The sequence below is a fragment of the Undibacterium sp. genome (assembly GCF_030683615.1).
Classification (GTDB): Bacteria; Pseudomonadota; Gammaproteobacteria; order Burkholderiales; family Burkholderiaceae_D; genus Undibacterium; species Undibacterium umbellatum.
In genome coordinates, this window is the sequence record NZ_JAUXQE010000018.1 from 22011 (window position 1) to 48994 (window position 26984).

Sequence of the window (26984 nt, forward strand, 5' to 3'; positions counted from 1 at the left end):
TCAGAAAGCAATCATGCATATGAAAAATACTCCATTCTCTCTCGTACGCTTTGCCAGCCTCGCGCTTCTTGGCCTGGCTTGCGCCTCTGCCCATGCAGAAAAAGCCGACAGCAACAAGGAAACTATCATCGAAGCCGGTTATGGCGAGAGTGATGGCAAAACCAGCGTGCGCAGATTGTCCAAGGGCGTTTCCCTGATGCGTGGCACGCTGGTAGTCAAAGCCGAGAACGCCGTTGTCACAGAAGCCCCGAATGGTGACCAGTTCGTCGTCCTGACTGGTGGCAGCAACCGCAAAGTCAGTTTCCGCCAGAAACGCGACGGCGGCCCTGACCTGTGGGTGGATGGCGAGGCAGACCGCGCGGAATACAACCAGAGTACAGAAATCGTCAAATTCATTTCCAAGGCCAAGGTGCGCTATCTGGAAGGCAAAAAAGTCACCCAGGAACAAGAGGGTGAATACTTGTCTTATGATAGCAAGAATGACTTTTTCATCGGCACCAACTCGACCAGTGGCCAGCATGTGGATGGCTCGGGCAGTTTGAAAATCATCCTGCAACCAAAACCAGAAAAGCAGGCTAATTAAGATGACAGCAAAGTCCAGTACCTTGCTCGTCAAGGGATTGCAAAAACGTTATGGTGCACGCCAGGTGGTGCGCGATGTATCCCTGCTCTTGAAAAGCGGCGAAGTAGTTGGTTTGCTGGGTCCGAATGGTGCCGGCAAAACCACCTCCTTCTACATGATCGTAGGCTTGGTACCTTCAGATGCGGGTGACATCACGATTGATGATGTGAATATCTCTCAATTGCCCATCCATGAGCGTGCCGTACTTGGCTTATCTTATTTGCCACAGGAGGCTTCGGTATTCCGCAAGCTGACTGTCGAAGACAATATCCGCGCCGTACTGGAATTGCAAAAAGACAGCGACGGGAAATTTCTTGGCACCAAAAAAATAGAAGAAAGACTGGATGCCCTGCTGGCCGATTTGCAAATTGAAAAAATACGCGAAAGCCAGGCATTATCTCTCTCGGGTGGTGAACGCCGCCGTGTGGAAATTGCCCGCGCACTGGCCACTAATCCACGCTTTGTCTTGCTGGATGAACCTTTTGCCGGTGTTGACCCTATCGCCGTCATAGAGATTCAACGTATAGTGCGCTTTCTCAAGGAGCGAGGCATAGGTGTACTGATTACCGATCATAATGTGCGCGAAACACTGGGCATTTGTGATCACGCCTATATCATAAATCAAGGCGCGGTACTTGCCAGCGGCAAGCCTGACGACATTATCCAAAATGAATCTGTACGTCGCGTTTATCTCGGAGAACACTTCCGGATGTGACGGGAATCATCATGAAACAAAGCCTGCAACTACGTACCTCACAACATCTGGCCTTAACGCCGCAATTGCAGCAATCAATACGATTATTGCAGTTATCCACTTTGGAATTGCATCAGGAGCTGGAGACGCTGCTGACCGATAACCCAATGCTGGAACGCGTGGACGATCCCCTCGATCATGCCGTGCGCCTGCTGGCTGACGGTGCCATCAATACCAGCAGCACTTCTGCCGATGCTGGCATGGAAGCACCAACACAAAGAGAAGAAACCGATAAATCCGCCGAACCTGCGGCGGCTGATGCCGAAACCGTCATCAGCAACGACAGCACTACCTCCAGCGAAGAAGACTGGGGCTTTGATGACGTGCAGCATGGCAGCAAGTCTGGTGATGATGAAGATGGGCGCCCGCAACTGGGTGCCGCCCACATCACTCTGCGTGAACATTTGCTGGAGCAAATGCGCCTGAACTTGCGCGAACCGCGTGACCGCGCTCTGGTCGAATTGATGATCGATGCGCTGGACAGCAATGGCTACCTGACCGAAACCCTGGACGAAATACATGCAAGTCTGCCACTGGAACTTGCCGTCGAGCCAGAAGAACTTGGTTTTGCCCTGAACATGCTGCAAAGCTTTGACCCGGCAGGTGTCGGCGCACGCAGCCCATCTGAATGCCTGGCCCTGCAAATCAGGCGTATGCCCAAAGTGGCTTTTGTCACACGCAGGCTGGCATTGCAAATTGTTGAAACACAACTGAGTTTATTTGCACAAAGAGATTTCACCAAACTCAAGAAAATTCTTGATTGCGACGATGAAGATTTGCGCGATGCACAAACCGTCATCAGGCTTTGCCAGCCCCGGCCAGGCATTGCCTTTGCGGTTGATGAATCAGATTATGTGGTGCCAGATGTGATCGTCAGAAAATCGGACAATGGCTGGCAAGTCATGCTGAATCAGGACGTGATGCCCAGGCTGCGGGTCAGCAGCATGTATGCCAATATCATGAAGCAAAACCGCGGTGAGGCTGGGCTGGGCACACAATTGCAGGAAGCACGCTGGCTGATAAAGAATATGCGGCAACGTTTCGACACTATTTTGCGCGTTGCACAAGCGATAGTTGAAAGACAACGCAATTTTTTCACCCACGGTGCTGTTGCCATGCGCCCCCTTGTTTTGCGCGAAATTGCTGATACACTAGGATTACACGAGAGCACTATCTCACGTGTAACAACTCAAAAATACATGTTGACCCCACATGGCATGTTTGAGTTGAAGTATTTTTTCGGCAGCCATGTCGCGACGGAAACAGGGGGTGAAGCATCTTCCACCGCGATACGTGCACTCATCAAGCAGCTGATAGGAGCAGAAGACCAGAAAAGCCCACTCTCTGATAGCAAAATTGCAGACATGCTGGGTGAACAGGGCATGGTAATTGCCCGACGGACAGTTGCCAAATACCGTGAAGCCCTCAAAATCCCCCCAGTGAGTTTGCGTAAATCTTTGTAAGTAGTCCTTGTAATCACGGTTTGAATTGCTATATATGATTTAGCTCAAAGCAAATAAAGGCCAAGAGCGTATCGTTACAGCAAGTAACATCACTATAGGAGCACAGTATGAATCTCACCATCAGTGGACACCACGTCGAAGTAACTCCTGCAATTCGTGAATATGTACATACCAAACTAGAACGTATCAGGCGGCATTTCGACCAGGTCATTGATATCGCCGTCATCCTGACGGTGGACAAGCTCCGGGAAAAGGATAAACGACACAAAGCCGACATTAACCTGCATATCAGCGGTAAAGATATCCATGTTGAAAGTTTGGCGCATGATCTGTATGCAGCAATTGATGCACTGGTAGACAAACTGGATCGCCAGGTCATCAAGCATAAAGACAAGATCCAGGACCATCAGCACGACGCTATCAAGCACATACCTGATCCGGCATCGGCTTCATAAGACCCCAGTCCTTACCCGAACAGGGTTGCGGACATCCAAAACAAGGACGCTAGAAGGCGTCCTTTTTGTTGGGTGAGTGGTTTGAAATAAATAATATCTTTTAATTATTCCAATCGATTGCTCTGTGACAATCCGTGCACGCATTAACCGTCATTCCAGCATGCTTTTGGCTGGAATCCAGTGGCGTTTAAGGCATGCCATACTTTGATTAAAACAATTACACTTCATGGATACAAGCCGGGTCTCGGCCCGGCAGCCGAAATACTTTCTTTGCGTCGCCAAAGAACGTATTCAAAGAAAGGCGACCCAGGCGTAGCCGCCCCTTCGGGGTGCCCGTTTGTGCAGTACAAAAAATGGGAAGATCCGAAACTCGCTTCGCTCAAACAGCGGCTCTTCTTAATCCATTTTCTGTACTGCACAAACGGCGGCTACACATGGGAACTGCGAAAGTCAAAAACAACTACAACCCCAAAGTCAAACCCAACGGCAACGGCAACGAGCACGCCGCCCTTACTCTATTTCTTCATAAACATAGACACCCCGTGACGCCCAAGCCTGAGAAAGTTAAAATAGCAGCTTCATCCCCTACCCTGCATAGTCAACATCATGAGCGAATTTGTCCTCACCTCCGTCAAGAATAATATAGGCTATATCACCCTCGACAGACCCAAAGCATTGAACTCGCTGTCTCTCGATATGGTGAGGGCGCTGACGACGACCTTGTTGGCCTGGCAGGATGATCAGAATGTGCGTGCGGTGTTTATCCAAAGCAGCAGTGAAAAGGCATTTTGCGCGGGTGGAGACATCCGTTTTTTCTATGATGTTGGCACGGCCACACCCAAAGGTGATTCTGCCCTGCTGGAAGATTTTTTCACAGAAGAATATGCCCTAAATCACTTGATTCATTTCTATCCAAAACCCTATATCGCGCTGATGAATGGCGTGGTCATGGGTGGTGGCATGGGTATCGCGCAGGCGGGGGAAGATTGCCGTTTGCGCATCGTCACTGAGCGTACCAAGATGGCCATGCCTGAAGTGAATATCGGTCTTTTCCCGGATGTAGGCGGCGGTTATTTCCTGTCGCGCACTGAGGGTGAAATTGGTACTTATTTGGGACTGACAGGCGAAATCATCACCGCTGCCGATGCCATTTATGCCGGTCTGGCAGATGTCTATATTCCCACCGCAGAAATACCGGCAATGATGAATTTAATCAGTGAAAGCGTAGCCACTGATTTGCGCGTGGCGATACGCGATTTTTCTGCAGCTTTTGCTGACCAGGCAAATCCAGCCACCAGCAAACTGGCTGCGCAACACGCCGCCATCAATGACATCTTCGCGGGCAATAGTGTTACAGCCATCTGTGAAAAACTGCAGCAGCACAACAGCGAATTCGCCCAGCAAACCCTGGCCACCATGCAAAAACGTTCGCCATTGCTGATGTCAGTCACGCTAGAACAACTACGCCGCAGCAAAGACATGAAAGTGTCCGCCTGCCTGCGCATGGAAAGAAACATGGTACGCCATTGCTTCAAACATGGCGAAGTGCTTGAGGGCGTACGCGCCCTGGTGGTGGACAAAGACAATAGCCCACGCTGGTCACCTGCCACATTGGCTGAAGTGACAGCAGAACAAGTGACAGGATTCTTTGCCGAGGCCTGGCCTGCGCATGCGCATCCTTTGCGATATTTGGAAGAGTGATTGATCAAATTTTTGGTCAATCGCAAATCAGGATATTTGCATAACCGTAGTATTGACGTTGTTTTTGAAGTTGTTTTTGATTTTTGCAGTTCCCATGTGTAGCCACCGTTTGTGCAGTACAGAAAATGGAAAAAGAAAGGCCGATGTTTGAGCGTAGCGAGTTTTCGGACTTTCCCATTTTTTGTACTGCACAAACGGGAACCCCGCAGGGGCGGCGACGCCTGGGTCGCCTTCTTTTGCTTCCTTTTCTTGGCGAAGCAAGAAAAGGGAGTAGCTGCCGGTCTACCACCGGCCTGCAATCATAAATAACGCATAAAAATATTTGAAAATCTAATTCGTAAAATCACACGATTCTGGTATTAACGAACTTCACAGCACGCGAAGAAAGCCACTAGATTCCTGCTCAATTCGCGCATGAATGACATCAATAAGATTGTCCTTAAATTCAAGGCTGAGCAGTCTGTTATGCATATCAGCAATCACCTCAACTCAAACGCCTTCTTATCCCCTTTAAACCACCCCGCCAACCCCGCAACAAACTCCTGCGCCCCATTCCTGTCCCCAGACCTCAAACCATGACTGGCACCAGGAAATTCCACAAACTGAAAATCCTTTTCTGGATGCTTCAAGAAATGATCCCGCAAGGCATGCCCTGATTCAATCGGCACACTCTCATCCTTCTCACCCATCGCTACCACCATGGGAATATTCAGACTTGCATACACATTCAAAGGATAAGTAAACAAATGACCTGACCAATAGGCATAGGGATGACCAAAGAACTCTTTCTTACGGCTCTTGCCATCTTTTTTGATCTCTGCATAGACCTGTAAAAAATAGTCGCGTGAAAATGGCTTGGCATAAGGTTCCACCCCGCGGTCTGCAAAGATCAAAAACTCTTCACTCTGCGGTAAACCTCCACTACCCGCGGTTGCCAGCCAGCCGATTTTATTGCTGTCCCTGGCGATATAAGGAGCAACCGCTCCCCCCTCAGAAAAGCCCAATACAGCAATAGACCGTGCAGGCATTTTTTTCAGTTCAGGCTCGAGCGATAGAAATCTCAAATGATCGGACAATCGTTTGCCGAACTGATCTGCAGCCAGAAACGCTTCAGAGCATTTGCTGCCATCTGCATTTTTGGCAACGCCAGGTTTTTCCAGATAATAGACATTCACCGCTCCGGGGTAGCGCTCAAAAAACATCGGCAAACGAACTGCAAAATCATCACATCCCGAACCGCTGACCAGTAATACAGGACGACCAGGTGTTATCGCCGCAGGATCAGATAAATGATAGTAACGCCTTTGCTTGCCATCGATTTTTATGCTGTGTTCTTGCAGCACAGGTGCCGCCATCGCGGAAGCGCAAAAGAACGTGATGAATGCCAGAACGATTTGGAGAACGCGCGAAGAAATAGAATTGATATGCATGGGCTGGCGTGATTTACTTAAATGACTTAAGAAAATATCACAGCCCTGCCAGCAATGCGATAAAAATGAAAATGGGGAGCAAGCTCCCCATTCCTCAAACTTGCCAAACTTGCATGAGCGATGCTATCAATGCTGCGCACCACCACCCAAATAAGCAGCCTTCACCGCCGGATCATTCTGCAAACTGGCCGCCGGGCCATGTACAGATATTCTGCCATTTTCCAGCACGTAGCCATAGTCAGCCACGGCTAAAGCAGCCGCTGCAAACTGCTCCACCAGCAGCATGGTCGTGCCCTGCTCTTTTAACCGCACGATGATGCGAAAAACTTCATCGACCAGAATAGGAGCAAGTCCCATCGAGGGCTCATCCAGCAAGACCACATCAGGATTAAGCATGACGGCTCTCGCCATCGCCAGCATTTGTTGCTCGCCGCCAGACAAGGTACCAGCCAACTGGTTCTTGCGCTCTTTCAGGCGCGGGAACAATTCCATGGCTTTTTGCAGATCACTTTCTATATCTCCACGCGGGCGGCTTCGTGTGAAACGTGGGAAGGCACCAAGCAAAAGATTATCGGTCACCGACATGGTGGCAAACACGCGTCGGCCTTCCGGCGAATGTGCCAGGCCTGCCCTGGCGATCTTGTGAGAATCCAGACCGGTGACATCTTTACCAGCCAGAGTAACCGTGCCTTCTTTAGGCTTCAACATGCCGGAAATCGCGCGCATGGTAGTGGTCTTGCCAGCACCATTGGAACCAATAAGGGTGACGACTTTGCCCTTGGGCACGTCCATGGAAATACCATGCAAGACTTCGACCTTGCCATAGGCTGCATGCAGATTTGATATGGTTAACATTGCTCTCTCCTTATGCTGCAGCAACTTCAGTGGCATCAGCTACGCTGCCACCCAGATAGGCTTCGATCACTTTTGGATCGGCCTGTACGGCTGCCGGTTTGCCCTCGGCAATTTTCTGACCAAAATCCAGCACAGTCACAGTATCGCAAATCGACATGACTACATCCATATGATGCTCGATGAGGATGATGGTGATACCGTGCTCACGTATCTTGCGGATGATGGCGATCAAGTCCTTGATATCAGGCGCAGTTAAACCAGCGGCAGGCTCATCCAGCAGCAAGAGCTGCGGATTGAGACCCAGCGCGCGGCCGATTTCCAGCAGGCGTTGCTTGCCGTAGGGCAGATTGCGCGCCTCTTCATTGGCCAGGTCAGCCAGGCCAACAAATTGCAAGATGCTGGCCGCACGCGCTCTTGCCTGCTGTTCTTCACGCAAATATCGTGGCGTATGCAGCATGGCATCACCCACATTACTGCGGAAGGTGCTGTGCAAGCCGACGAGGATGTTTTCTGTTGCCGTCATCTCACCAAACAGTTGCACGTTCTGGAAAGTACGGGCAACACCACCCAGTGCAATTGCCGAGGGCGTGCTGCCAGAGATGACTTTACCGGCAAACTCCACTACCCCATCAGTAGGTTGATAAATACCGGTCAGCACATTCATCATGGTACTTTTTCCGGAGCCGTTAGGGCCGATCAAACCATGTACCGTACCTTTGTTAATTTGCAAATCAACCTGGTTCAGTGCTTTCAGACCGCCGAATTGCATGAGAATTTTTCTGCCGGTCAGCAGGACACCCATGCGAGCATCGCTGGCATTGACGATGGCATTGCTAGCATTGGTCTCGGCGCTTTCTGCGTTGACGATGAGATGCTGTTGCCCCTTGCCCAGCAAGCTGTTGACGAAACCAACGATGCCGTCCTGCAGGTAATACACGACAAACAAGGTCATCAGGCCAAAGATGGTCAGACGCCAGTCGGTAATGTTTTCCAGCTTGTACGAAAACAAGGCCATGGCCACAGTCGCACCAACTGGCACAATAAGTTCCCCGACTGTCTTGCGCTTTTTGCTGATTGCCAGGCCACCGGCAACTACGGCTATCAATGCAGCCACGGTAGCGATCTTGCGGAACAGTTCTATATCAGCAAGCAGGGATGGCAGCATGACGACGATCAAAGCGCCCAGCAGTGAACCGGTACGTGTCTTGCGTCCGCCCATGATGACTGCCAGCAGGAACATGATGGTCAGTTCAAAGTTGTAGGTATTCGGCGAAATATACTCTTCCGAATACGCATACAGGCTGCCTGCCAGACCAGCCAGCGCTGCGCTGATGACGAAGGCGATGACTTTGTACTTGTAAACTGAAACACCCATGCAATCAGAGGCAATCGGGCTGTCGCGCAAGGCCTGGAATGCGCGACCGTAGTGAGAACGCAAGATGCGGTGAACCACAATTAATGACAGCACCAGCATGACTGCGACAAGGTAGAAAAAACCCACTTCACCGAGCTTTTGCCCAAAGATGACAGGCTTGGTGAGCTTGATACCCATTGGCCCTTCAGTCAGGAAACTCATTTCATTGATGAGAATCTGGATAATGGTACCAAAGGCCAGTGTCACCATGGCCAGGTAAGGCCCGGTCACACGCAGCGCAGGGAGAGCCAGCAAGGCACCAAATACGGCTGTGACAGCGATACTGCAAGGAATGGCGACAAACACCGACATACCAAGCTTGAATACCAGCACACCCGTTGTATATGAGCCTATTCCAAACAAACCGGCATGGCCGAGAGAAACCTGGCCGGTATAGCCAACCACGATATCCAGACCAAATAAAAGAATGGCGTAGATCAGTATGGTTTCTGCCAGGTGCAGGTAGTAAGGATTGTGCATGACAACCGGCACCAAGGCCAGTGCACCTATACCCAGTACGGAAAGAGTTAAAGTCTGCTTATTCATATCTGGACCTCACACTTTCTTGATGGCAGCTTTGCCAAACAATCCGGCAGGTTTCACGGCCAACACCAGCAGCAGCAAGACCAGGCCTGGTACTTCCTTGTAGCCGGTGGAAATATAGAAACCTGTAAGTGTTTCAGCAATCCCCAAAATCAGGCCACCAACGATGGCACCTACGCCAGACGTCAGACCACCGATAATGGCGACGGCAAAGGCTTTTAAACCCAGTGCAGAACCCATGGTCGCGCCGGTCAGCGTCAAGGGTGCCACCAGCACGCCAGCGAAGGCAGCGGTAGCAGATGACAGCGCATAAGAGAAGGTAATCACCATGCTGGTATTGATACCCATCAGGCCAGCTGCATCCCTGTCATTGGAGGTTGCCACCACAGCCTTGCCATAAATCGATTTACGGTTAAAAAATTCAACTGCCAGCATCATCGCCAGAGCGCCTAGAACCACCACCACTTGCATGGCTTGCACATTTGCGCCGAGCACCTGAAATGGTGCAGCGGACAAAGGAGAAGGGAAGGTCAGATCATCCTTGCCCCAGATATTTTCTGCAACGTTTTTGAATATGATGGCAAGTGCAATGGTGGACATGATCCAGCCAAATTCTGATTTGATCTTGATGGCAGGCCGTACACCTATCCATTCCACCACCATGCCTTGCAAGCCACCGAAGAGCAAGACTATCGGTATCATCACCCAATAATTCATGTAGGGGCCACCGTGTACATTGCCGACCACACTTAGGCCGACCAGTGCACCCAGCATCAACGCCTCGCCCTGACCGAAGTTGAGGGTACCTGAAGTTGCAAACGTGAGTTGATAGCCGAACGCGATGACAGCATAAATCATCCCCAGAGCGATGCCGCTGAAGACGAGCTGAAGTAATATTTCCATTTTGATTCACCCGTGGAATGCAGCCTGCCAAGGCTCTCCAAAATTGTTGGAGAGCCTGACGGCTGTCTGTCTGAATAACAAACCAAGCGCCGCGCAGGCGGCTGAGCTAAGGGCAGGTGTTATGCCCAGCCCTTATTTCACCTGGACGATCTGCCCAGCTTTGGCAAGGCCCATGACAGGCATGCCAGCTTTGATGGCTTCATGATCATCATGCGTGAAAGGTTTGTTATAGGTGGTGATCACGCCTTCCACTTTTTCATTCAGATTTTCCAGTGCTTCGCGCACTTTGACACCATCTGTACTACCCGCCTGTTTGATAGCAGCAGCCAGCAGATAGATGGAGTCATAGCCTTGTGCAGCAGAAACGGCAGAAGGCATGCGCTCGACCTTGTAAGCCTTTTGATAGGCTTCGATGAAAGCCTTGCGCTTGGGCGTATTCGGGTCCTGGATAAAGGTTTGCGGCATCATGGCACCATCACCATTTTTACCAGCATTGTCGAGGAAGTTACCCATGGACAAAGTCCAGCTTCCTATCATTGGTACTTTCCAGCCAAGCTTTTCCATGCCGTTGGCGATTTGCGCCAGCTCAGGGCCTATGCCATAGGTCAGGATGGCTTGCGCACCACCCTGCTTGGCTTTCAATAACTGGGCTGTCATATCGACATCCTTGACATTGAATTTTTCTACTGCAACTGGTTTGATGCCTCTGGCACTCAGGGTTTTCTCCAGGTCTTCACGACCCAACTGGCCATAATTGGTAGAGTCAGCCAGGATGGCGACTTTGGTGAATTTGTTTTTGACGACGGCCTCATCAACAATCATGGCTGACTGTATGGTGTCATTGGCTGCCGTGCGGAAAATGTAATTATCCTTGTGCTCAGGTGCCAAAAATTGCTTGGTCACCACGCTGCCTGTAGCGACATTGTTCAAGACAGGGATTTTTGCTTCCTGATAAAAACGCTGGGATGCCAGCGCTACGCCAGTATTGATATAGCCGACGGTAGCGACCACTTTTTCTTTGTTGATGAGCTCTTGTGCTACCTGCACACCGCGTTCATTTTTTGCTTCATCATCACGCTCGACCAATTGCAACTGTCTTCCCAGCACACCGCCTTTGGCGTTGATTTCACTAACGGCAAGTTTGACGCCGTCACGCATGGACACACCCATGGGTGCGGAACCACCGGTGAAAGGACCGGCAACACCGATCTTGATAGGCTCTGCTGCATTGCTGGCAGCGGCCAGGCCCAGAACGATGGATGCGACTAGGGTTTTGACTTTGTATGACATCTTGGTCTCCTGATTTTTATGTGAGTACTTCAAAAAAATAAATTCATGAATTACCCGCATAAGTTAGCAGGAAACGGAAAAATTCTCGGACTCCGTTCTACTTAAGTAATACTACGCAAGTCGAGGTGCTGGATAGGTCCAAGGAAATTCCTGGGAAGCACAAAGCCTTATACAGCAAGGCTTTTAGAGCACCTGCACAATTTTCAGAATGAAAAAAAATGGGTAGGGATTATGGCCAAAGGAAACTCTTTCAAGCTTGCGATGAAAGAAATTCATCGCATCTATGGCAGACAGGAAAGAATGTGACAAAACCTGTGCAAAAAAGCTGCAAAATTTTGTGAGAGCGAAAGATTTTCAAACTGCGGCAATCAATCTCCATCTTAATGGCAAGGCAAATTCTTGCCTTGCCATTGCTGATTCACTTACTTCAACAAGCTAAAGACTTTACTGATAGCCTTGCTGCCAGCACCTAATGGGTCTTGGCGGATCGCTTTTTCTTCTTCTGCTATCATCAAAAACAAGGCATCCATGGCTTTTTGAGTGACATAGCCTTCAACTGTTGCTTCTTGCTGCGACACTGCACCAAATTTCTGCGCCTGTCCCATGATGCCATTATATTTAGCCGACAAACCAGCCTTGTCAGTCACTCCTTTGACCATGGGCAGGAATTTTGCACTGAGGGGTGTTGCTGTTTTTTGTTTGAAAAAATCTGTCACCGAGGTTTCGCCGCCTGTCAGAATATTCTTTGCATCGGTCAGGCTCATGGATTTGACGGCATTCACCAGCAAAGGTTTGGCCATCGGCACGGCAGCTTCTGCGGCACGGTTCATGGACAACACCAATTCATCAAGCTGCTGGCCTTTGCCTGTCATCTGTAAAATTGGGCGTGCTTTTTCCAGTATTGACGGCAATTGGATTTTAACTTTGTCATTATTTAAAAAACCGCCATCGACACCAAGCTTGCTGACCGCTGCAGCAGAACCTTTGTCGAGGGCAGCTTTTAACCCGCTGCTTGCATCCTGATTGCTGAGATCAGCCAAAGAGATGGCATGCGCTGCCGCAGTAGCGAAAACCAGGCTGCTGGTCATCAGCAGGCGGGCGAACAAAGTAGAAATGGATGGCATGGTTTCCTCCTGTTAAAGAGTTGCTATTCTATACAAGACTCAGTGTATATCCTCAATTTGAATGTACAAATTATGTGAATCCATGACTCAGCTAAGAAGTTTACCCAGTATTATGTTTTAGTGAGAAACGGCTTTGGTGATGAAGCTAAATCTCGTCCACCATGTACAGACGCCTGTGCTCACGCATGGCATAGCGGTCTGTCATGCCTGCGATGTAATCGGCAATTTTCCTGGCTTGCAATTGCGGCGCTTCGCTATCAGATTTGCGGACTTGATAATCAGCAGGCAACAGGTTCGGTTCTGCATGCAGGGCATCAAATAATTCAGTGATGGTGCGCCTGGCTTTGAAGGTCATACGGTTAACCTGATAATGGCGGTACAGGTTTTCAAACAGAAATTGCTTGAGGGTTTGTGCCTCTTGAAACATGGCATCTGAAAAGGCGATCATTCTTTCCATGCGGCGTACTTCGTCCACTGATGTGGGGGCACAATTCTGGATGTTATTTGCCGATGTTTGTATCAAATCGACGATCAGGGTATTGATCATGCGGCGTATGGTTTCAGCGATGCCACGACGACCGCTGATACCTGGATAAGTAGCGTCAACAACCGCGCGATGACGCGCATAAATATCGACTTCCAGCAATTGCGACTCAAGCAGTAAACCGGAACGCAGGCCATCATCAATATCATGATTATTGTAGGCGATGGAATCTGCCAGGTTGGTGACTTGAGCTTCCAACGTTGGACGTTGTTTATCGATAAATCGCTGCCCGACATCACCCAGCATTCTGGCATTCGTGATGGAACAATGTTTGAGTATGCCTTCCCGGGTTTCGTAGGTGAGGTTAAGCCCATCAAAAGCACCATAGCGCTCTTCCAACTCATCGACCACACGGAGGCTTTGCAGATTATGTTCAAAGCCGCCAAAGGGCTTCATGCAGGTATTCAGGGCATCCTGGCCGGCATGGCCGAAAGGGGTATGGCCGAGATCATGTGCCAGTGAGATCGCCTCAACCAGGTCTTCATTCAGACGCAGGTTGCGGGCAATTGAACGGCCTATCTGTGCTACTTCAAGGCTGTGTGTCAGGCGGTTGCGAAACAGGTCGCCTTCGTGATTGACGAAAACCTGGGTCTTGTATTCAAGACGGCGAAAGGCAGTGCTGTGGATGATACGGTCACGGTCGCGCTGGTATTCGCTGCGCGAGGGTGATGACTTTTCAGTGTAACGCCTCCCTCGCGAGTTTGCTGATTGTGCAGCATAGGGAGCGAGGTGGGCGTCGGTAAACATAGTGTTAATTGCTGATGCTGCTGCGCAGGGTTGCCAGCAAAGTCTCTTGGGGCACCGTAGTGATATGCGCCTGCCCCAAAGGTTTCAACAGGATGAATTTGATTTTACCGCCTTCATTTTTCTTGTCGACTTCCATCAATTCCAGCCAGCGCTCTTCACCAAGATCAGGAGCCACGCCTGGCAATCCTGCAGCCTCCACCACTTGTTTGATACGGGTCTTGGTCACGTAATCGATATAGCCCAGGCGACAAGATAAATCAGCAGCCATGACCATGCCACAGCCTACCGCTTCGCCATGCAGCCATTTGCCATAACCCAGGCCAGATTCTATGGCGTGTCCAAAGGTATGACCAAAATTCAGGATGGCACGTAAACCACCTTCACGCTCATCCTGGCGCACGATATCTGCCTTGATTTCGCAGGAGCGCAAAATCGCATGCGTCAGGGCCTTGGGGTCTTTGGCGCGCAGGGCCGCCATGTTTGCCTCTATCCAGTCAAAGAACACGGGATCAATGATCGCACCATGCTTGATGACTTCGGCCAGACCGGCTGAGAGTTCATTGTCGGGCAGGCTTTGTAGGCTGCCTATATCAGCTATCACCGCCTCGGGCTGGTAAAACGCCCCTATCATGTTCTTGCCCAAAGGGTGATTGATACCGGTCTTGCCGCCGACGGATGAATCGACTTGTGACAACAAGGTGGTCGGGATTTGTACGAAAGGGACGCCGCGCATGTAAGCAGAGGCGGCAAAGCCTGTCATGTCACCAATGACACCGCCACCCAAGGCCAGCAAGGTAATTTTTCTATCGCATTTATGTTCAAGCAGGGCATCAAAAATCAGCATCAGGCTGGTCCAGTTTTTTTGCTCTTCACCATCGGGCAAAACGACGGACAGCACTTCCTTGCCAGCGGCGCGCAAGGCTGCTTCCAGTGCGGCAAGATAAAGGGGGGCAACAACTGTATTGGTGACGATGACGGTTTTCTTGCCCTTGATCTTCGACTGCAAAAACTGGCTGTCGGATAACAGGGAAGTGCCTATGGCAATGGGGTAGCTGCGTTCACCCAGGTCCACATTCAGGAGTGTCGTGGTGCTGGCAGTGCTTTGGTCTGACATATTTGTTTTGCTATGGCTAAGTAAGGCTTCAGGAATGTCGAGTAATTTTTCCTGAGCTAATTTTTCCAGTACGGATTGCACCAGAAACTGTACGTTGGGCCTGCCAGTTTCAATACTGACATGGGCAACTTCCTGGTAGAGGGGGGCTCGCTGGGATTCCAGCTCTTCGAGTTTTTTGCGCGGGTCTGCAGTGCGCAAAAGAGGTCTGTTCTTGTCGTGGCGGGTGCGCTGCAAGATGCTGTTTATACCTGCACGCAAATAAATGACAATGCCGCGTTCATGCAAATACTTCCTGCTATCTGCATTCAACACGGCACCACCACCTGTAGCCAGGACTATATTTTCTTGTTCAGTCAGATCACGGATCACATCCGCTTCACGCTGTCGAAAACTAGCCTCACCTTCAATCTCAAAAATCACGGGAATCGAGACACCTGTACGTGCCTCAATTTCGTGATCAGTATCAATAAAACGTTTATTGAGTTTTTTTGCCAGGGCCCGGCCAACCGTGGTTTTGCCGGAGCCCATCAGGCCTACGAGAAAAATATTCTTCAAAACTGTTTACCTGGCTTAAGACTTTTGCTGAACTCCCCAGAGTTTGAGGCTCTGGGGAATATAAAGGTTCGAAGCAAATAAACAGCTATTGTGTAGAAATTTTCCGCTTCAGGCAAACCTGTCGAGCCATATTAACAGCCAGCACCACCATTCAAGTCTTTAATGGTCATAACACTGGTTGTTGTTATATTCAGGCTGTCTTTGACTGTGATGGTCACATTGGTATCAGCAGCCACACAACGCGTACCTTGAGTACCCAAACTTACGTTTACAGTACGGCCCGTAAATGTCAGCGGATTCAAAGGATCAGGGCTAGTTCCTGCAACATTGGACAACACGGTGTTATTGGTGAATACCTGGAATGGTCCATTACCACCGGAGATTGTCAGCGGGATAATCGCATTATTTGTCTCATTAATATTCCACACTGTTGGGCTCAGGAACATATTAGATGTTTGTGCCGCTACTGTAACTGCAACGCTAGAAACCGTACCCTGTGCATCAGTCACAACAATGTTAGCAGTACCAACCCTTGCAAGAAACACTGTAACGTTCCCAGCTGCGGTCAATGTTGCACCGCTCGTAATAGTCGCATTACCTGGAATACTGGAAGTTGCCGTATATGGAGCGCTACCACCGTCAACTCGAATAGTCACAGCGTCACCAACAAATCCACTGATTGACGACGGAGCAACGGAAAGAGTCGAGTTTGTACCGGATATTACATTCACAGTAATTGTGACTGGAGCACCCACGCTATCGACCAATCTGACTGTTGCTGTACCAGGTGCCACGCCAGTAATCGTCATCGTGCTACCTGTTACGGCGACTGTTGCAACCGAAGTATTGCTACTCGTCGCGGCATATGGTGCCGTACCGCCACCGATAATGTAAGTAGGGGCAGACGCTGGGGCTATAGTTACAATATTTGGTGCGGAGGTATATAGAGCTACTGTTGCACCAGTGCCCACACTAACTACAATAGTGACAGGAACGCCAGCCGCATCTTTAACTACAATATTGGCTGTCCCTGTCGCCAGTGCCGTAATCGTGAAAGTACTACCTGTCAGAGTTGCTGTTGCAATTGCAGTATTACTGCTGCTAACCGAATAAGGCGCAGTACCGCCACCAATTTGATAAGCAGGACTGGACCCTACAGCGACTGTGACAGCAGCTGGAGCTGTTGTAAAGAGCGCATTAACCGTACCGGAACCCAAAGTTACGTTCACGTTAATGATCTTGCCTGCTGCGTCCCGCAATACCACCACTGCTTTACCAGAACCAACACCAGTCAATGTAAGACTGTTTCCTGAGGCTGAAGCAGTAACTACCGAGGTATTGCTACTTGTAGCCGTGTAAGGAGCACTACCGCCACCCAGTACATAAGTGCCACTACCATTTGCAGTCAGAGTAAGATCCAGTGGAGCAGTTGTATAGAAATCTGCTCCAGAACCGATGGTTACATCAATCAGCACTACTGCCCCAAAACTATCTTTTACAGTAACTATCGTCTTACCGGCAGAAACTCCATTGATCGTGAATTTGTTTCCGTTAATACCGACACCTGCTATCTGGGTATTGCCACTAGTGACTGTGTACACCTGGCTGCCACCACCGATAGTAAATGTAGGGCTGGAAGTTCCAATGCCTACGGTTAAAGTAGCTGGTGCTGAAGTAAACAAGTCTGCATTCGAACCAACTGTCACTCTAATAGTCACATTACCAACTGTTGCATCACGAATCACGACACTGGATGTACCTACGCTAATGCCAGTGATAGTCAGTTTGGTGCCTGAGATCGAGGCCGTTGCAACCGCAACATTGCTGCTACCTACCGTATAAGGACCCGCACCGCCACCCACTGTATAAGTTGTGGCAGCACCGACACCCAGGTTAATATCACCTGCAGCATTGGAGAACAAGGGATCCGCAGAACCTACCGTAACATTAATAGTGACTGAACCGCCTATGGTGTCCTTGACAGAGACCGTTGTTTTACCACCGGCAACACCGACAATTGCAAAGCGATTGCCTGATGAAATTACTTGAGCGATAGCAGAATTGCCGCTGCTTACAGCATAGACAGCGCTACCACCACCTATCGTGAATTCAGATGACTGAGCCCCGACTCCAACAATGACATCACCTGGTGCCGTTGTAAACAATGCAAGACCAGTTCCAACGGTGACATCGATGGTGACTGACGCGCCAGTAGAATCTTTTACTGTCACAATCGACGAACCACCACCACCGCCAGTGATCGTCAGGGTTTGCCCAGTAATGCTGACTGTGGCAGCCGATGTACTGCTGTTGGCCTGATAACCAGGAACACCGCCACCAATGCTAAAAGTTTGGCTGGCACCTGGAGCCACCGTGATTTTATCGGGGGCCGTAGTATAAAACTTGACATTCGTGGTGGAACCTGGCGAACCGCCGCCACCGCCACAAGCCGTCAGGCCAAAAATTAAGAGTAGTGCGAATAGACCGCGAATATACTTCATCATGAAACACCTATAATTTTACGAACTCAGGAAATCGGTTTGCATATTGCTATGCGTTCAACATCATATACGGCTATTGCTTGCTACTGAATTTTTCAGCAATAATTTTTGGGGTAATGAATATCAGCAGTTCGGTCTTTTCATTTGTTCTACCTGTGGATTTGAACAAATTCCCAAACAAAGGCAAATCACCAAAAAATGGCACTTTAGTCACACTATCGCGTTCAGTTTGCTGGAAAATCCCACCTAGCACCACGGTACCGCCATTTTCAACCAAAACAATTGTTTTTACCTCTTTGGTGTCAATCGCAAAGCCAGCCCTAGTTTCTTGGCCAACACTGTCCTTATGCACATCAACATCCAGAATCACATTGCCATCTGGTGTAATTTGTGGCGTGACTTCCAGTCGCAACGAAGCCTTACGGAAGAAAATCGATGTCGCACCGCTGGATGTGGCTACCTGATAAGGCAATTCAGTACCTTGTTCTATCGATGCTTTTAATTGATCGGCAGTAACAACCCTTGGACTGGAGACTATTTTACCCTTGCCATCTGCTTCCAGCGCTGACAATTCCAAATTCAGGAAACGGTTAGCCGCAGATGAAAACAAACTGACAGCCAAACTACCAGGATTCAAACCATTAGCTCCTGATGCCGGCAAATTCACAAACTGACTATTTGGCGCATAGCTTGAATCAGTAATTTTTGCAGTGCCTTGCTGCTCACCCAAGCCAAGATAATTACCTGTCAGACCAACTCGTTGATTACCTGCAAGCTGGTAGCCCACGTCACCACCACGAAGACCACGCATGTCCAGGAAGCCCAGTTTTGCACCAAGACTTTTGCTAAATTTATCATCCGCCTCAACTATCCTGGCTTCAATCAAAACCTGCCTGGAAGCAATATCAGTTTTTGCAATTAATTTGCGGACTTCTTCGAGTTTGGAAGCAATATCAGTCACGAACAACTGATTGGTACGCGGTTCAATCACAGCGCTACCCCGCTTAGACAACAGGCGATTATTAGCTCCGCCTTCATCCCCAAAAACTTTCTTGAAGGATTCGGCTTTTTGATAATTCAACTGGAATGATTCTGTTTTTACAGGCTCTAATTCTGCAATTTGCGCCTTTTGCTCAAGTTCAAGCTTTTCTTTGGTCAGCAACTCTTCTTTCGGAGCAATCCAGATGACAGAACCATTCTTGCGCATATCCAATCCCTTGGATTGCATGATGATATCCAAAGCATGATCCCAAGGTACATCTTTCAGACGCAAGGTAATGGTGCCATTGACTGTATCGCTGGCAATCACATTCAAACCACTGATTTCTGCAATGATCTGCAAGATGGCACGGACCTCGATATTCTGGAAGTTGAAAGAGAGTCGCTCGCCACGATACCCTTGCGTGCCCTGGGTCAGCTTATTTGGATCTTCTTTGATAGGTTTAACTTCCACTACAAACTGGGTATCACTCTGATACGCGCTGTGTTCCCACAAGCCTGTGGGTTCTATCACCATGCGGACATTCTCACCAAATGGCGTCGTAGTCACAATCTGGACCGGCGAACCGAAATCAGCAACATCCAGGCGGCGGCGCAGCGTTTCTGGCAAGCCTACTTTGAGGAAATCCACGATGATTTTTTGACCTTGCTGACGAATGTCTACCGCTACCTGGTCCAGTGGCAAATCGATGACAATGCGGCCCTCACCAGCACTACCGCGACGGAAATCTATATCGCGCAACATGCGTTTTCCAACAACTGCTGGCTGCACAGTAACTGGCAAGCCTTGCGAATTGACTGCAGTAGCAGTACCGCCTGAAGCATCAATTGTGACTATCAATGAGTTGCCGTCTATTGCTGTAGCATAGTTGAGAGACTTGTTCAGATTGAAAATCACACGCGAACGCCCGGTTGCCTCCACTAGATTGATGGCGCGCAGGTCGCCCATATTCATTTCGAATGCCGTCTTACCTGTATTATTGCTAACGTCGGCAAAATCAAGCGCGATTCGGGATGGATTGGCAATTGAAAACCCAACAGGTACTTTTTGCAAAGGCTGCTTAAGGGTAATTTTGACAATAATATTGGCACCTTGCTGATTTGCCGTCAGCGACTCGATCGAATTTGTTTGTGCAAAAGCTGCACTACAAAAACCTAGCAAAGCACATAAAATCAATTTAACCAATTTGGCGCCCCTTTTACTTGTATTTATCAACGCATTCATTTCTTAGCCTCCTGCAACTCTAACTTGGCTTGACGCTCAATCCAGTCGCCTGCGGCATCCTGAACTGTTTCCTTGATTTCAATTTCATTTTCTGAAATCTTTGTAATTAGTCCCAGATTTTGCCCCATATAAGCACCCAACTTGACTTGATAAACTGTTTTATCCACTTGAACCAAGCCATAAACCATTTTATTTTTCTCTATCGTCCCTACCATTACCAAGGTATCCATCGGGAAAGCTTCCAGAGCTTCTCTTGGCCTATCCAGGTTGGGAGCTTTAATACCATTACTTGATGCCGCTTTCAAGCGTGCCAGAACCACCAGCAACTTGGCTGGATCAAATGGCTCTATCTCTCCTTTTCCCGCGTAAGAAAATGGCGTGTACACTTTTGGCGGACTAATTTTCGGGATCACGGCCTTGGCTTGCTTTTGCTCAGCATCCATCCAGGCTTTCAATTCAGTTTCTTCAGCATCGCCACATGCTGACAAGGACAGAGCCAGCATCATGTAGATTGTTGGCCTAATGAGAAATTTCATCATTTCTTAGGCTCCTTTTTCTTCTTGTCAGCCTGATCCTGAACCTCATCCTTATTCAGGTAGCGGAAAGTCTTGGCTGTGACATCCAATGACAATCCCCCCTCTTTCAAAGCGGTGATACCCAAATTATTCAAGGTAACAATCCTTGGCAATTTTGCAATATCTGCTACAAATTGCCCAAGATCGTGATAACTACCTTGAATCTTGATTGCAATTGGCAGCTCAGCGTAATAGTCCTTTACCGCAGGGGATCCAGGTTTAAAGGAGTCAAATTGCAAACCGCGCCCTAAACCTGCCTGGTTAATATCACCCAGCAAAGCAGCCATTTCGGCCTGACTAGGGAGCTGTTTTTCCATGGTTGCAACATATTGCTGCACTGTCTTGCGCTGCTCTAACAAGGCATCAAGATTAATTGCCTGTTGTAGCTTGGACTTGTATTCATCCCTGAGCTTGACTTCTTCCGCTTGACCAGCTTCTATGGCTTGCATCTGGCCATCCCACTGGAGAAACCACCCCAAAGCCACCACGGCAACAACCACACCAATGGCCGAAGCCATACGTGGTGCAATTGGCCAAAGACCAGGATGAAGTCCATTCAAGCCTTGAAACTGGGCGTTAATAGACTGACCAATTTCATTCAGATTAATCGCCATTTACAATCTTCCGTTGTATTGCATATCATTACGCGCTAAGGCGCACCAGGTTTATTAACCGTCGTCTCACCAGTCTGCGATGCTACTTCCTCTTTTTCACGAGGACGTTTTATACTCACATTGACTTGGAATTCGAACACCTTTTTCGAGTCCTTGCCAGTCTGCAAGGCCGCTGAATGTATATCATCCAAATCCGGTTTGTACATCCAATCTGATTTTGCTCCCAGGTTTCTGATAAATTCTGCAACCCTGTCCTGAGATTGGGCATAGCCATTTAAAACGACTCTTTGCCCTTCCTGTTTTAAAGTACGCAAATAAACACCTTCAGGCGTCAACTTCACCAGCTCGTCAAGCAAATAGACTGGCTGATTCCGGTCACCCTGCAAATCTTCCACCGCCTGCTGCCTTGCTTTCAACCCAGCAATCTCCTGTCTGAGTGTCGCAATTTCTTTTATGCGCTCGTCAAGCTTGGCATTTTCTTTCTTGATGAAAGCATTCTTATCATTTTGCGTAGTCAACTCCCGCGAAAAGTAAGCACTCACCATCACCACAACAAGTGCGCCGACGATCGCGGACAACAATAACAGCCCATAAAAGTCACTTTTTAGCTGCTTGCGCTTTTCTTCCCTGTGCGGCAGGAGATTAATCTTGATCATTAGCCAAATCTCCGTAATGCCAGGCCACAGGCAACCATGTAAGCAGGAGCATCAATGCGCAAGGTCTTCTCATTTACCCCCGAACCCAGTTCCATGCCCTTGAACGGGCTGACCACGGCAGTGGAAATTTTGGTACGTTCGGCAATAATATCCACCAGTCCTGGTATCACTGCGCAACCGCCAGACAAGTAAATCTGGTCCACCCTGGTATAAGGAGTGGAAGTGAAAAAGAACTGTATGGCACGAGTCACTTCCAAGGCTGCACTTTCCAGGAAAGGCTCAAGCAATTCCATTTCATACGTATCAGGCAAATCGCCATTTTTCTTTTTTATTTCTGCTTCTTCTACGGACAAACCATAATTTCTGACGATATCCTGAGTCAGTTGAGCGCCGCCAAATTGCTGTTCACGCTCATAAATAACGTCACCATTAAGTATGATGAAAATATAGGTACGCTTGGAACCAATCTGGAAAATCGCATAAATTTGATCCTTGCCGCCATTTGATTGCTGATCTATCAGGCGTGACACGGCTGCACGCGCAGCATAGGATTCAATATCCATGACTTTAGCTTGCAAACCTGCAGCCTGAATCACGGCCACGCGATCTTCAATTTTTTCTTTTCTCGACGCAGCAAGCATCACTTCTATGTCTTCTTCCGCATTTGCTGCCGGACCCAGCACACAAAAATCCAGGCTGACTTCATCCATGGAAAAAGGTATGTACTGACTAGCCTCAGACTCCACCTGCACTTCCAGTGCCTGCTCAGTCAAGGTTCCGGCAAGTATTATTTTTTTAGTAATGACGGCAGAAGCCGGCATTGCCATTGCCACATTCTTAGCCGAGGTTCCGCTTTTCTTAACGAGTTTGCGTACTGCCTCGGTCACTTGTTCAATATTCTCGATATTGCCATCCAACACCGCACCCTTGGGCAGTGGTTCGGAGGCATAGCGCTCAAGTCGATATGACTTGTTGCTCCCTTCCGAAAGTTCAACAAGCTTGATATCGAGAGAACTGATATCCAGACCAAATAGTGGCGGATTTTTTCTGCCGAGCAATGAAGCCAGATCTAAAGCCAAGAATATCCCCTCACGATTACATCATCATTTCAATTTACACAAAATTACATGTGCGAATCATTCTAGTTCCTGGAGTAAATTCTCTTTAAAAACCGCTATTTACGAGACAATTATCCAAGCTTACATGAAATCCTAGCAATAAGACTGGCATTGGTAAAGCAATTTCCACGCAGCACTACCCGTATGCGTTGCCAAATATCCACGTAGATCAGGAATATTTTGAAATTTGCTTACAAATCCGTCTATCTGCTGGCGGTCTCATGCCCGACGAAGGCGGCTATAATGAGCACTGCCTTATTTACAATTACCCGCTATGTCAGAACAAAACAAAGAACCCGACAATAAAACTGAGCCACAACAACGCTCTGCAGGAAAGCTTTTGGCCCGCATTGTACTCGGAACTACGGGCGTTTTATGCGGATTAGTTGTAGCAGGAGTACTTATTGTCGGTTTCGCTCTGACCATGGCCTACCCTAATCTGCCTGAACTTGATTCAATCACGAGCTATAGGCCAAAGATGCCATTACGGGTGTTTTCGGCGGATAACATGCTGATCGGCGAGTTTGGCGAAGAGAGGCGTAATGTCGTGCGTTTCAAGGACATTCCGGAAATCGTAAAGAAAGCTGTACTGGCGATCGAAGATGATCGCTTCTATGAGCACGGTGGTGTTGACTACCTGGGTATCACCCGTGCTGCCTTGCATAATCTTAGTGGCGGTGCCAAACAGGGCGCATCCACCATTACACAGCAAGTCGCCAGAAATTTCTTTCTGTCCAGTGAACAGACTTTCAAGCGCAAGATTTATGAAATCCTGCTCGCATGGAAGATAGAACAGAATTTGAGCAAAGATCAGATTCTGGAAATTTACATGAACCAAATTTACCTGGGGCAGCGCGCTTATGGCTTTTCATCGGCCGGGCAAATTTATTTTGGCAAGGACTTGAAAGACCTGACCATTGCCGAGGCGGCCATGCTGGCAGGCTTGCCTAAGGCACCGTCTGCCTATAATCCTGTGGTAAATCCGAAACGCGCCACAGTCAGACAGCAATACATTTTGCAAAGAATGCGCAATCTCGGCTACATCACAGAGGCGCAATATGAGCAAGCCAAGAATGAAGAATTGGTCACCAAGACAGATAGCGGTGAATTTGGTATTCATGCTGAGTATGTTGCAGAAATGGCCCGTCAGTTGGTCTACGAGCAATTCAAGGAAGAAACTTATACCCGTGGTTTGAATGTGTACACCACCATTACCAAGGCGGACCAGGACACCGCCTATCTGGCCTTGCGCCGCGGCGTCATGGATTATGAAAAACGCCACGGTTATCGTGGACCGGAAGCCATTATCGCCATACCGGAAGGCAAGGAAGCGGCAGAAGATGCCATAGAAAAAGAGCTGGCCGAACATTCCAACAGCGACGATTTGCAAGTAGCCATGGTGCTGGAAGCAGCGCCAAAACTGGTGCGGGCAGTCTTGTCGTCGGGCGAGGAAATTCGTATCGAAGACAGCGGTCTTACATTCGCTGCCAGTGGCTTATCAACCAAGACTCCCGCCAACAAGCGCATACAGCGCGGGGCCGTCATACGCGTGGTACTGGAAGGTAAGAACTGGAGCATCACGCAAATGCCTGAAGTACAATCTGCCTTTGTTGCTGCTAACACCACAGATGGTGCCATCCGCGCCTTGGTCGGTGGCTTTGATTACAACTTGAACAAGTTCAATCACGTCACCCAGGCTTGGCGCCAGCCTGGCTCCAGTTTCAAACCCTTCATTTATTCTGCTTCACTGGAAAAAGGCCTGTCGCCATCAACCATTATCAATGATGAGCCTCTCAGCTTCGATGCCGGTCAGACTGGAGGCCAGGCCTGGGAACCCAAGAATTATGACGGCAAGTACGAAGGCCCGATGACGATGCGCCGCGGCTTGACCAGGTCGAAAAATATGATTTCCATACGCATCCTGCACAAGATAGGGGCAAAGTATGGTCAGGAGTACACCAGCCGTTTCGGCTTTGTGCCTGAGAAAAACCCACCTTACCTGACGCTGGCTCTGGGCGCAGGAGCAGTCACTCCCCTGCAAATGGCGGCTGCCTATTCCGTGTTTGCCAATGGTGGTTACAAGGTCAATCCTTATCTGATTTCCAAGATTACCGACAGCAATGGCCAGGTACTGGTACAAACCAAGCCGGATATGGCTGGCGACGAAGCCAATCGCGTCATTGATGAACGCAATGCCTTCCTTATGGATAGTATGATGCGTGACGTCGTCAAAATGGGGACTGCCACCAAGGCACTGGTGTTGAAACGTCCTGACATTGCGGGAAAAACAGGGACTACGAATGACTCTATTGATGCCTGGTTTGCTGGCTATCAATCGAAAGTCGTTGGCATTGCATGGATGGGATTTGATCAACCAAAAAATCTGGGCAATAAAGAAACAGGTGGTGGCCTGGCCTTGCCTATCTGGATAGCCTATATGCAAAAAATCCTGAAAGATTTCCCAATAGAAGAAAGACCAATCCCGAAAGGTATTATCGCGGTAGATGGCGACTATTACTATGCAGAAAATCCCCCCGGATCAGGCGTCAGTACGCTGGCGCCCCCTGTGGAATTGATTGAAGAATAGTAGCAAACTTGTGATCAGCGACCTTGCTCTTGCGCAACGCGGGACAAGGTTGCAAATAATTCCGAGCCGTCGCGGGTATTGAGCCACTGACAGCCATCATATTTGTAATGGAAGCCACCGCTGCGTGCGGCCACCCACATTTCCTGCATTGGTGCCTGGCTATTGACGATAATTTTGGAGTTGGTATCAACAAATTCCACAGTCAATACATTACCGCTGCGGCTGCATTCCACATCGTATTCATCTTTTTCAAAGGCTTGCTCAAATAATTCTTCCACCTGTCGCAAGCAAGTATCTGCCAGTACCAGGAATTCGGATTCAGTCATGCTAAACTCCAGCGTCTTTATATGTAAAAACGCCATTCTATACGGTGTTCGGGGAATACAAGATGCGCAAACTGATTAGCCTATTTTTCATCATGTCTTTATTGACGGCTTGCGGCCAAAAAGGCCCACTGGTCATGCCAGCCAAGCCTGCTCCGGCAACTGCCACCAGCACACCAAATCAGCCCTGAGAATGACTATCCTCAGGGCGCAAGGTAACAGGACTGGCCAAAGCCGGACGACAGCCTTGCACACCTTGATAGATCGCTGCGATGCTGGTCATATCCCGCTCACGCTCTCCTGTCATGTCGAGATAATCGACCAGTGATACTTCTCTTTTGGTGAAGTCAAAATAAGCACAACCCAGTGGTACGTTTGCGCTGGTTGCAATATGGTAGAAACCGCTACGCCAATACGGTTTCAGGCTGCGCGTACCTTCAGGCGCGATTGCCATCCAATACCAGTCTGCACGATTGATTTTTTCTGCCAGGCGGGCAATTGCCCCAGTGGATACGCCACGCTCTACCGGTTCGCCGCCCAGATATCGCACCAGCTGGCCCAGGGTCGCCCCGGTGATTCCTTCAAATAGCGAAGATTTGGCGATAAAATGAAAAGGCATGCCTATCGCCAGCTTGGCCAATATGCCAACCATGAAATCCCAATTGGAGGTGTGGGGAGCAACAATGATGACGCCACGCGGCCCAGGTAAAGGGCGATAGCGTACACGCCAGCCAAAGACACCCAGGATACTGATGGCAACTCGCTGAGTACGGGTTGCTACTGCTTTTTTTTCCAGTAAAAAATCTGCCATGTTTTATGCACGTGAGCAGTTCTGTGCCTGCATTCTTCAAATGCGCGATTATGCCTCGAAG

23 protein-coding genes are annotated in these 26984 nt (G+C 49.0%); 7 read left to right on the forward strand and 16 right to left on the reverse strand.

The features are described 5' to 3' along the window. Positions 1-19: 19 nt before the first annotated feature. The 5 genes from lptA to Q8K39_RS08730 all read left to right on the forward strand — a co-directional run bounded on the left by lptA (position 20) and on the right by Q8K39_RS08730 (position 4995). The gene (lptA, locus tag Q8K39_RS08710) at positions 20-583 is read left to right on the forward strand and encodes a lipopolysaccharide transport periplasmic protein LptA (RefSeq protein WP_186953168.1); all 564 of its coding nucleotides are present in this window, start codon (positions 20-22) and stop codon (positions 581-583) included. A gap of 1 nt (position 584) precedes the next feature. After that, positions 585-1337 (forward strand): LPS export ABC transporter ATP-binding protein, encoded by a 753-nt coding sequence (gene lptB, locus Q8K39_RS08715; RefSeq protein WP_186953167.1) that lies wholly within the window; start codon positions 585-587, stop codon positions 1335-1337. 11 nt (positions 1338-1348) lie between these two features. Then, positions 1349-2839: an RNA polymerase factor sigma-54 gene (locus tag Q8K39_RS08720; protein ID WP_305259497.1), complete on the forward strand. Its 1491-nt coding sequence runs from the start codon at positions 1349-1351 to the stop codon at positions 2837-2839. A gap of 107 nt (positions 2840-2946) precedes the next feature. Continuing rightward, entirely contained in the window at positions 2947-3294 is a 348-nt protein-coding gene (hpf, locus tag Q8K39_RS08725; RefSeq protein WP_186953165.1) for a ribosome hibernation-promoting factor, HPF/YfiA family, read from the forward strand. Between the two features lie 606 nt (positions 3295-3900). Next, positions 3901-4995, forward strand: a complete 1095-nt coding sequence (locus Q8K39_RS08730; protein ID WP_305259499.1) for an enoyl-CoA hydratase/isomerase family protein — start codon at positions 3901-3903, stop codon at positions 4993-4995. Positions 4996-5474: 479 nt separating this feature from the next. On the opposite strand, the gene Q8K39_RS08735 is transcribed toward Q8K39_RS08730, so the two are convergent. From Q8K39_RS08735 to Q8K39_RS08800, 14 genes are all read right to left on the reverse strand, one after another. Beyond that, complete coding sequence (locus tag Q8K39_RS08735; protein WP_305259501.1) at positions 5475-6425, reverse strand: S9 family peptidase; 951 nt, start codon at positions 6423-6425, stop codon at positions 5475-5477. A 126-nt stretch (positions 6426-6551) separates the two neighbouring features. Further along, positions 6552-7280: an ABC transporter ATP-binding protein gene (locus Q8K39_RS08740; protein ID WP_186953161.1), complete on the reverse strand. Its 729-nt coding sequence runs from the start codon at positions 7278-7280 to the stop codon at positions 6552-6554. A 10-nt stretch (positions 7281-7290) separates the two neighbouring features. Then, complete coding sequence (locus Q8K39_RS08745; RefSeq protein ID WP_305259504.1) at positions 7291-9240, reverse strand: ATP-binding cassette domain-containing protein; 1950 nt, start codon at positions 9238-9240, stop codon at positions 7291-7293. Between the two features lie 9 nt (positions 9241-9249). Beyond that, the gene (locus tag Q8K39_RS08750; RefSeq protein WP_186953159.1) at positions 9250-10140 is read right to left on the reverse strand and encodes a branched-chain amino acid ABC transporter permease; all 891 of its coding nucleotides are present in this window, start codon (positions 10138-10140) and stop codon (positions 9250-9252) included. 132 nt (positions 10141-10272) lie between these two features. Next, complete coding sequence (locus Q8K39_RS08755) at positions 10273-11430, reverse strand: ABC transporter substrate-binding protein (protein ID WP_186953158.1); 1158 nt, start codon at positions 11428-11430, stop codon at positions 10273-10275. Positions 11431-11852: 422 nt separating this feature from the next. Then, positions 11853-12554 carry a DUF4197 domain-containing protein gene (locus Q8K39_RS08760; RefSeq protein WP_305259508.1) on the reverse strand — a complete coding sequence of 234 codons (702 nt, stop codon included), beginning with the start codon at positions 12552-12554 and terminating at the stop codon, positions 11853-11855. A gap of 145 nt (positions 12555-12699) precedes the next feature. Further along, entirely contained in the window at positions 12700-13845 is a 1146-nt protein-coding gene (locus Q8K39_RS08765; RefSeq protein WP_305259510.1) for a deoxyguanosinetriphosphate triphosphohydrolase, read from the reverse strand. A 4-nt stretch (positions 13846-13849) separates the two neighbouring features. After that, positions 13850-15487 carry a bifunctional shikimate kinase/3-dehydroquinate synthase AroKB gene (aroKB, locus tag Q8K39_RS08770; protein WP_305259560.1) on the reverse strand — a complete coding sequence of 546 codons (1638 nt, stop codon included), beginning with the start codon at positions 15485-15487 and terminating at the stop codon, positions 13850-13852. Between the two features lie 158 nt (positions 15488-15645). After that, a complete protein-coding gene (locus Q8K39_RS08775; RefSeq protein WP_186953155.1) occupies positions 15646-18018 on the reverse strand; it encodes a hypothetical protein in 2373 nt (790 codons plus the stop codon). 70 nt (positions 18019-18088) lie between these two features. After that, a complete protein-coding gene (gene pilQ, locus Q8K39_RS08780; protein ID WP_186953154.1) occupies positions 18089-20239 on the reverse strand; it encodes a type IV pilus secretin PilQ in 2151 nt (716 codons plus the stop codon). Further along, positions 20236-20778, reverse strand: coding sequence for a pilus assembly protein PilP (locus tag Q8K39_RS08785; protein ID WP_186953153.1), 543 nt, complete (start codon positions 20776-20778; stop codon positions 20236-20238). The genes pilQ and Q8K39_RS08785 overlap by 4 nt, the downstream gene beginning before the upstream one ends. Continuing rightward, the gene (locus Q8K39_RS08790) at positions 20775-21428 is read right to left on the reverse strand and encodes a type 4a pilus biogenesis protein PilO (RefSeq protein ID WP_186953152.1); all 654 of its coding nucleotides are present in this window, start codon (positions 21426-21428) and stop codon (positions 20775-20777) included. Before Q8K39_RS08790 ends, Q8K39_RS08785 begins: the two co-directional genes overlap by 4 nt. 35 nt (positions 21429-21463) lie before the next feature. Next, entirely contained in the window at positions 21464-22084 is a 621-nt protein-coding gene (locus tag Q8K39_RS08795; RefSeq protein ID WP_186953151.1) for a PilN domain-containing protein, read from the reverse strand. After that, positions 22084-23163, reverse strand: coding sequence for a pilus assembly protein PilM (locus tag Q8K39_RS08800; protein ID WP_186953150.1), 1080 nt, complete (start codon positions 23161-23163; stop codon positions 22084-22086). Before Q8K39_RS08800 ends, Q8K39_RS08795 begins: the two co-directional genes overlap by 1 nt. A 313-nt stretch (positions 23164-23476) precedes the next feature. Here Q8K39_RS08800 and Q8K39_RS08805 point away from each other — a divergent pair, with 313 nt between their 5' ends. Beyond that, positions 23477-25789 (forward strand): penicillin-binding protein 1A, encoded by a 2313-nt coding sequence (locus tag Q8K39_RS08805; RefSeq protein WP_186953149.1) that lies wholly within the window; start codon positions 23477-23479, stop codon positions 25787-25789. Between the two features lie 14 nt (positions 25790-25803). Here the strand turns inward: Q8K39_RS08805 and cyaY are convergent, their stop codons facing one another. After that, positions 25804-26115, reverse strand: coding sequence for an iron donor protein CyaY (gene cyaY / locus Q8K39_RS08810; RefSeq protein WP_186953148.1), 312 nt, complete (start codon positions 26113-26115; stop codon positions 25804-25806). A gap of 62 nt (positions 26116-26177) precedes the next feature. Between cyaY and Q8K39_RS08815 the strand changes: the two genes are divergently transcribed. Continuing rightward, positions 26178-26303, forward strand: coding sequence for a lipoprotein (locus Q8K39_RS08815; protein WP_186953147.1), 126 nt, complete (start codon positions 26178-26180; stop codon positions 26301-26303). Here the strand turns inward: Q8K39_RS08815 and Q8K39_RS08820 are convergent. After that, positions 26294-26923 carry a 1-acyl-sn-glycerol-3-phosphate acyltransferase gene (locus Q8K39_RS08820; protein WP_305259516.1) on the reverse strand — a complete coding sequence of 210 codons (630 nt, stop codon included), beginning with the start codon at positions 26921-26923 and terminating at the stop codon, positions 26294-26296. The genes Q8K39_RS08815 and Q8K39_RS08820 overlap by 10 nt on opposite strands. Positions 26924-26984: the final 61 nt, after the last annotated feature.

Bases quoted from the DNA above. Each gene is read 5' to 3' on its own strand.
- pilQ (WP_186953154.1), bottom strand. From the start codon at position 20,239: ATGAATGCGTTGATAAATACAAGTAAAAGGGGCGCCAAATTGGTTAAA.
- lptA (WP_186953168.1), top strand. From the start codon at position 20: ATGAAAAATACTCCATTCTCTCTCGTACGCTTTGCCAGCCTCGCGCTT.
- Q8K39_RS08790 (WP_186953152.1), bottom strand. From the start codon at position 21,428: ATGGCGATTAATCTGAATGAAATTGGTCAGTCTATTAACGCCCAGTTT.
- cyaY (WP_186953148.1), bottom strand. From the start codon at position 26,115: ATGACTGAATCCGAATTCCTGGTACTGGCAGATACTTGCTTGCGACAG.
- Q8K39_RS08820 (WP_305259516.1), bottom strand. From the start codon at position 26,923: ATGGCAGATTTTTTACTGGAAAAAAAAGCAGTAGCAACCCGTACTCAG.
- Q8K39_RS08795 (WP_186953151.1), bottom strand. From the start codon at position 22,084: ATGATCAAGATTAATCTCCTGCCGCACAGGGAAGAAAAGCGCAAGCAG.
- Q8K39_RS08760 (WP_305259508.1), bottom strand. From the start codon at position 12,554: ATGCCATCCATTTCTACTTTGTTCGCCCGCCTGCTGATGACCAGCAGC.
- Q8K39_RS08730 (WP_305259499.1), top strand. From the start codon at position 3,901: ATGAGCGAATTTGTCCTCACCTCCGTCAAGAATAATATAGGCTATATC.
- lptB (WP_186953167.1), top strand. From the start codon at position 585: ATGACAGCAAAGTCCAGTACCTTGCTCGTCAAGGGATTGCAAAAACGT.
- Q8K39_RS08720 (WP_305259497.1), top strand. From the start codon at position 1,349: ATGAAACAAAGCCTGCAACTACGTACCTCACAACATCTGGCCTTAACG.
- hpf (WP_186953165.1), top strand. From the start codon at position 2,947: ATGAATCTCACCATCAGTGGACACCACGTCGAAGTAACTCCTGCAATT.
- Q8K39_RS08785 (WP_186953153.1), bottom strand. From the start codon at position 20,778: ATGATGAAATTTCTCATTAGGCCAACAATCTACATGATGCTGGCTCTG.
- Q8K39_RS08765 (WP_305259510.1), bottom strand. From the start codon at position 13,845: ATGTTTACCGACGCCCACCTCGCTCCCTATGCTGCACAATCAGCAAAC.
- Q8K39_RS08775 (WP_186953155.1), bottom strand. From the start codon at position 18,018: ATGATGAAGTATATTCGCGGTCTATTCGCACTACTCTTAATTTTTGGC.
- Q8K39_RS08815 (WP_186953147.1), top strand. From the start codon at position 26,178: ATGCGCAAACTGATTAGCCTATTTTTCATCATGTCTTTATTGACGGCT.
- Q8K39_RS08745 (WP_305259504.1), bottom strand. From the start codon at position 9,240: ATGAATAAGCAGACTTTAACTCTTTCCGTACTGGGTATAGGTGCACTG.
- Q8K39_RS08750 (WP_186953159.1), bottom strand. From the start codon at position 10,140: ATGGAAATATTACTTCAGCTCGTCTTCAGCGGCATCGCTCTGGGGATG.
- Q8K39_RS08735 (WP_305259501.1), bottom strand. From the start codon at position 6,425: ATGCATATCAATTCTATTTCTTCGCGCGTTCTCCAAATCGTTCTGGCA.
- Q8K39_RS08805 (WP_186953149.1), top strand. From the start codon at position 23,477: ATGTCAGAACAAAACAAAGAACCCGACAATAAAACTGAGCCACAACAA.
- Q8K39_RS08740 (WP_186953161.1), bottom strand. From the start codon at position 7,280: ATGTTAACCATATCAAATCTGCATGCAGCCTATGGCAAGGTCGAAGTC.
- Q8K39_RS08755 (WP_186953158.1), bottom strand. From the start codon at position 11,430: ATGTCATACAAAGTCAAAACCCTAGTCGCATCCATCGTTCTGGGCCTG.
- aroKB (WP_305259560.1), bottom strand. From the start codon at position 15,487: ATGGGCTCCGGCAAAACCACGGTTGGCCGGGCCCTGGCAAAAAAACTC.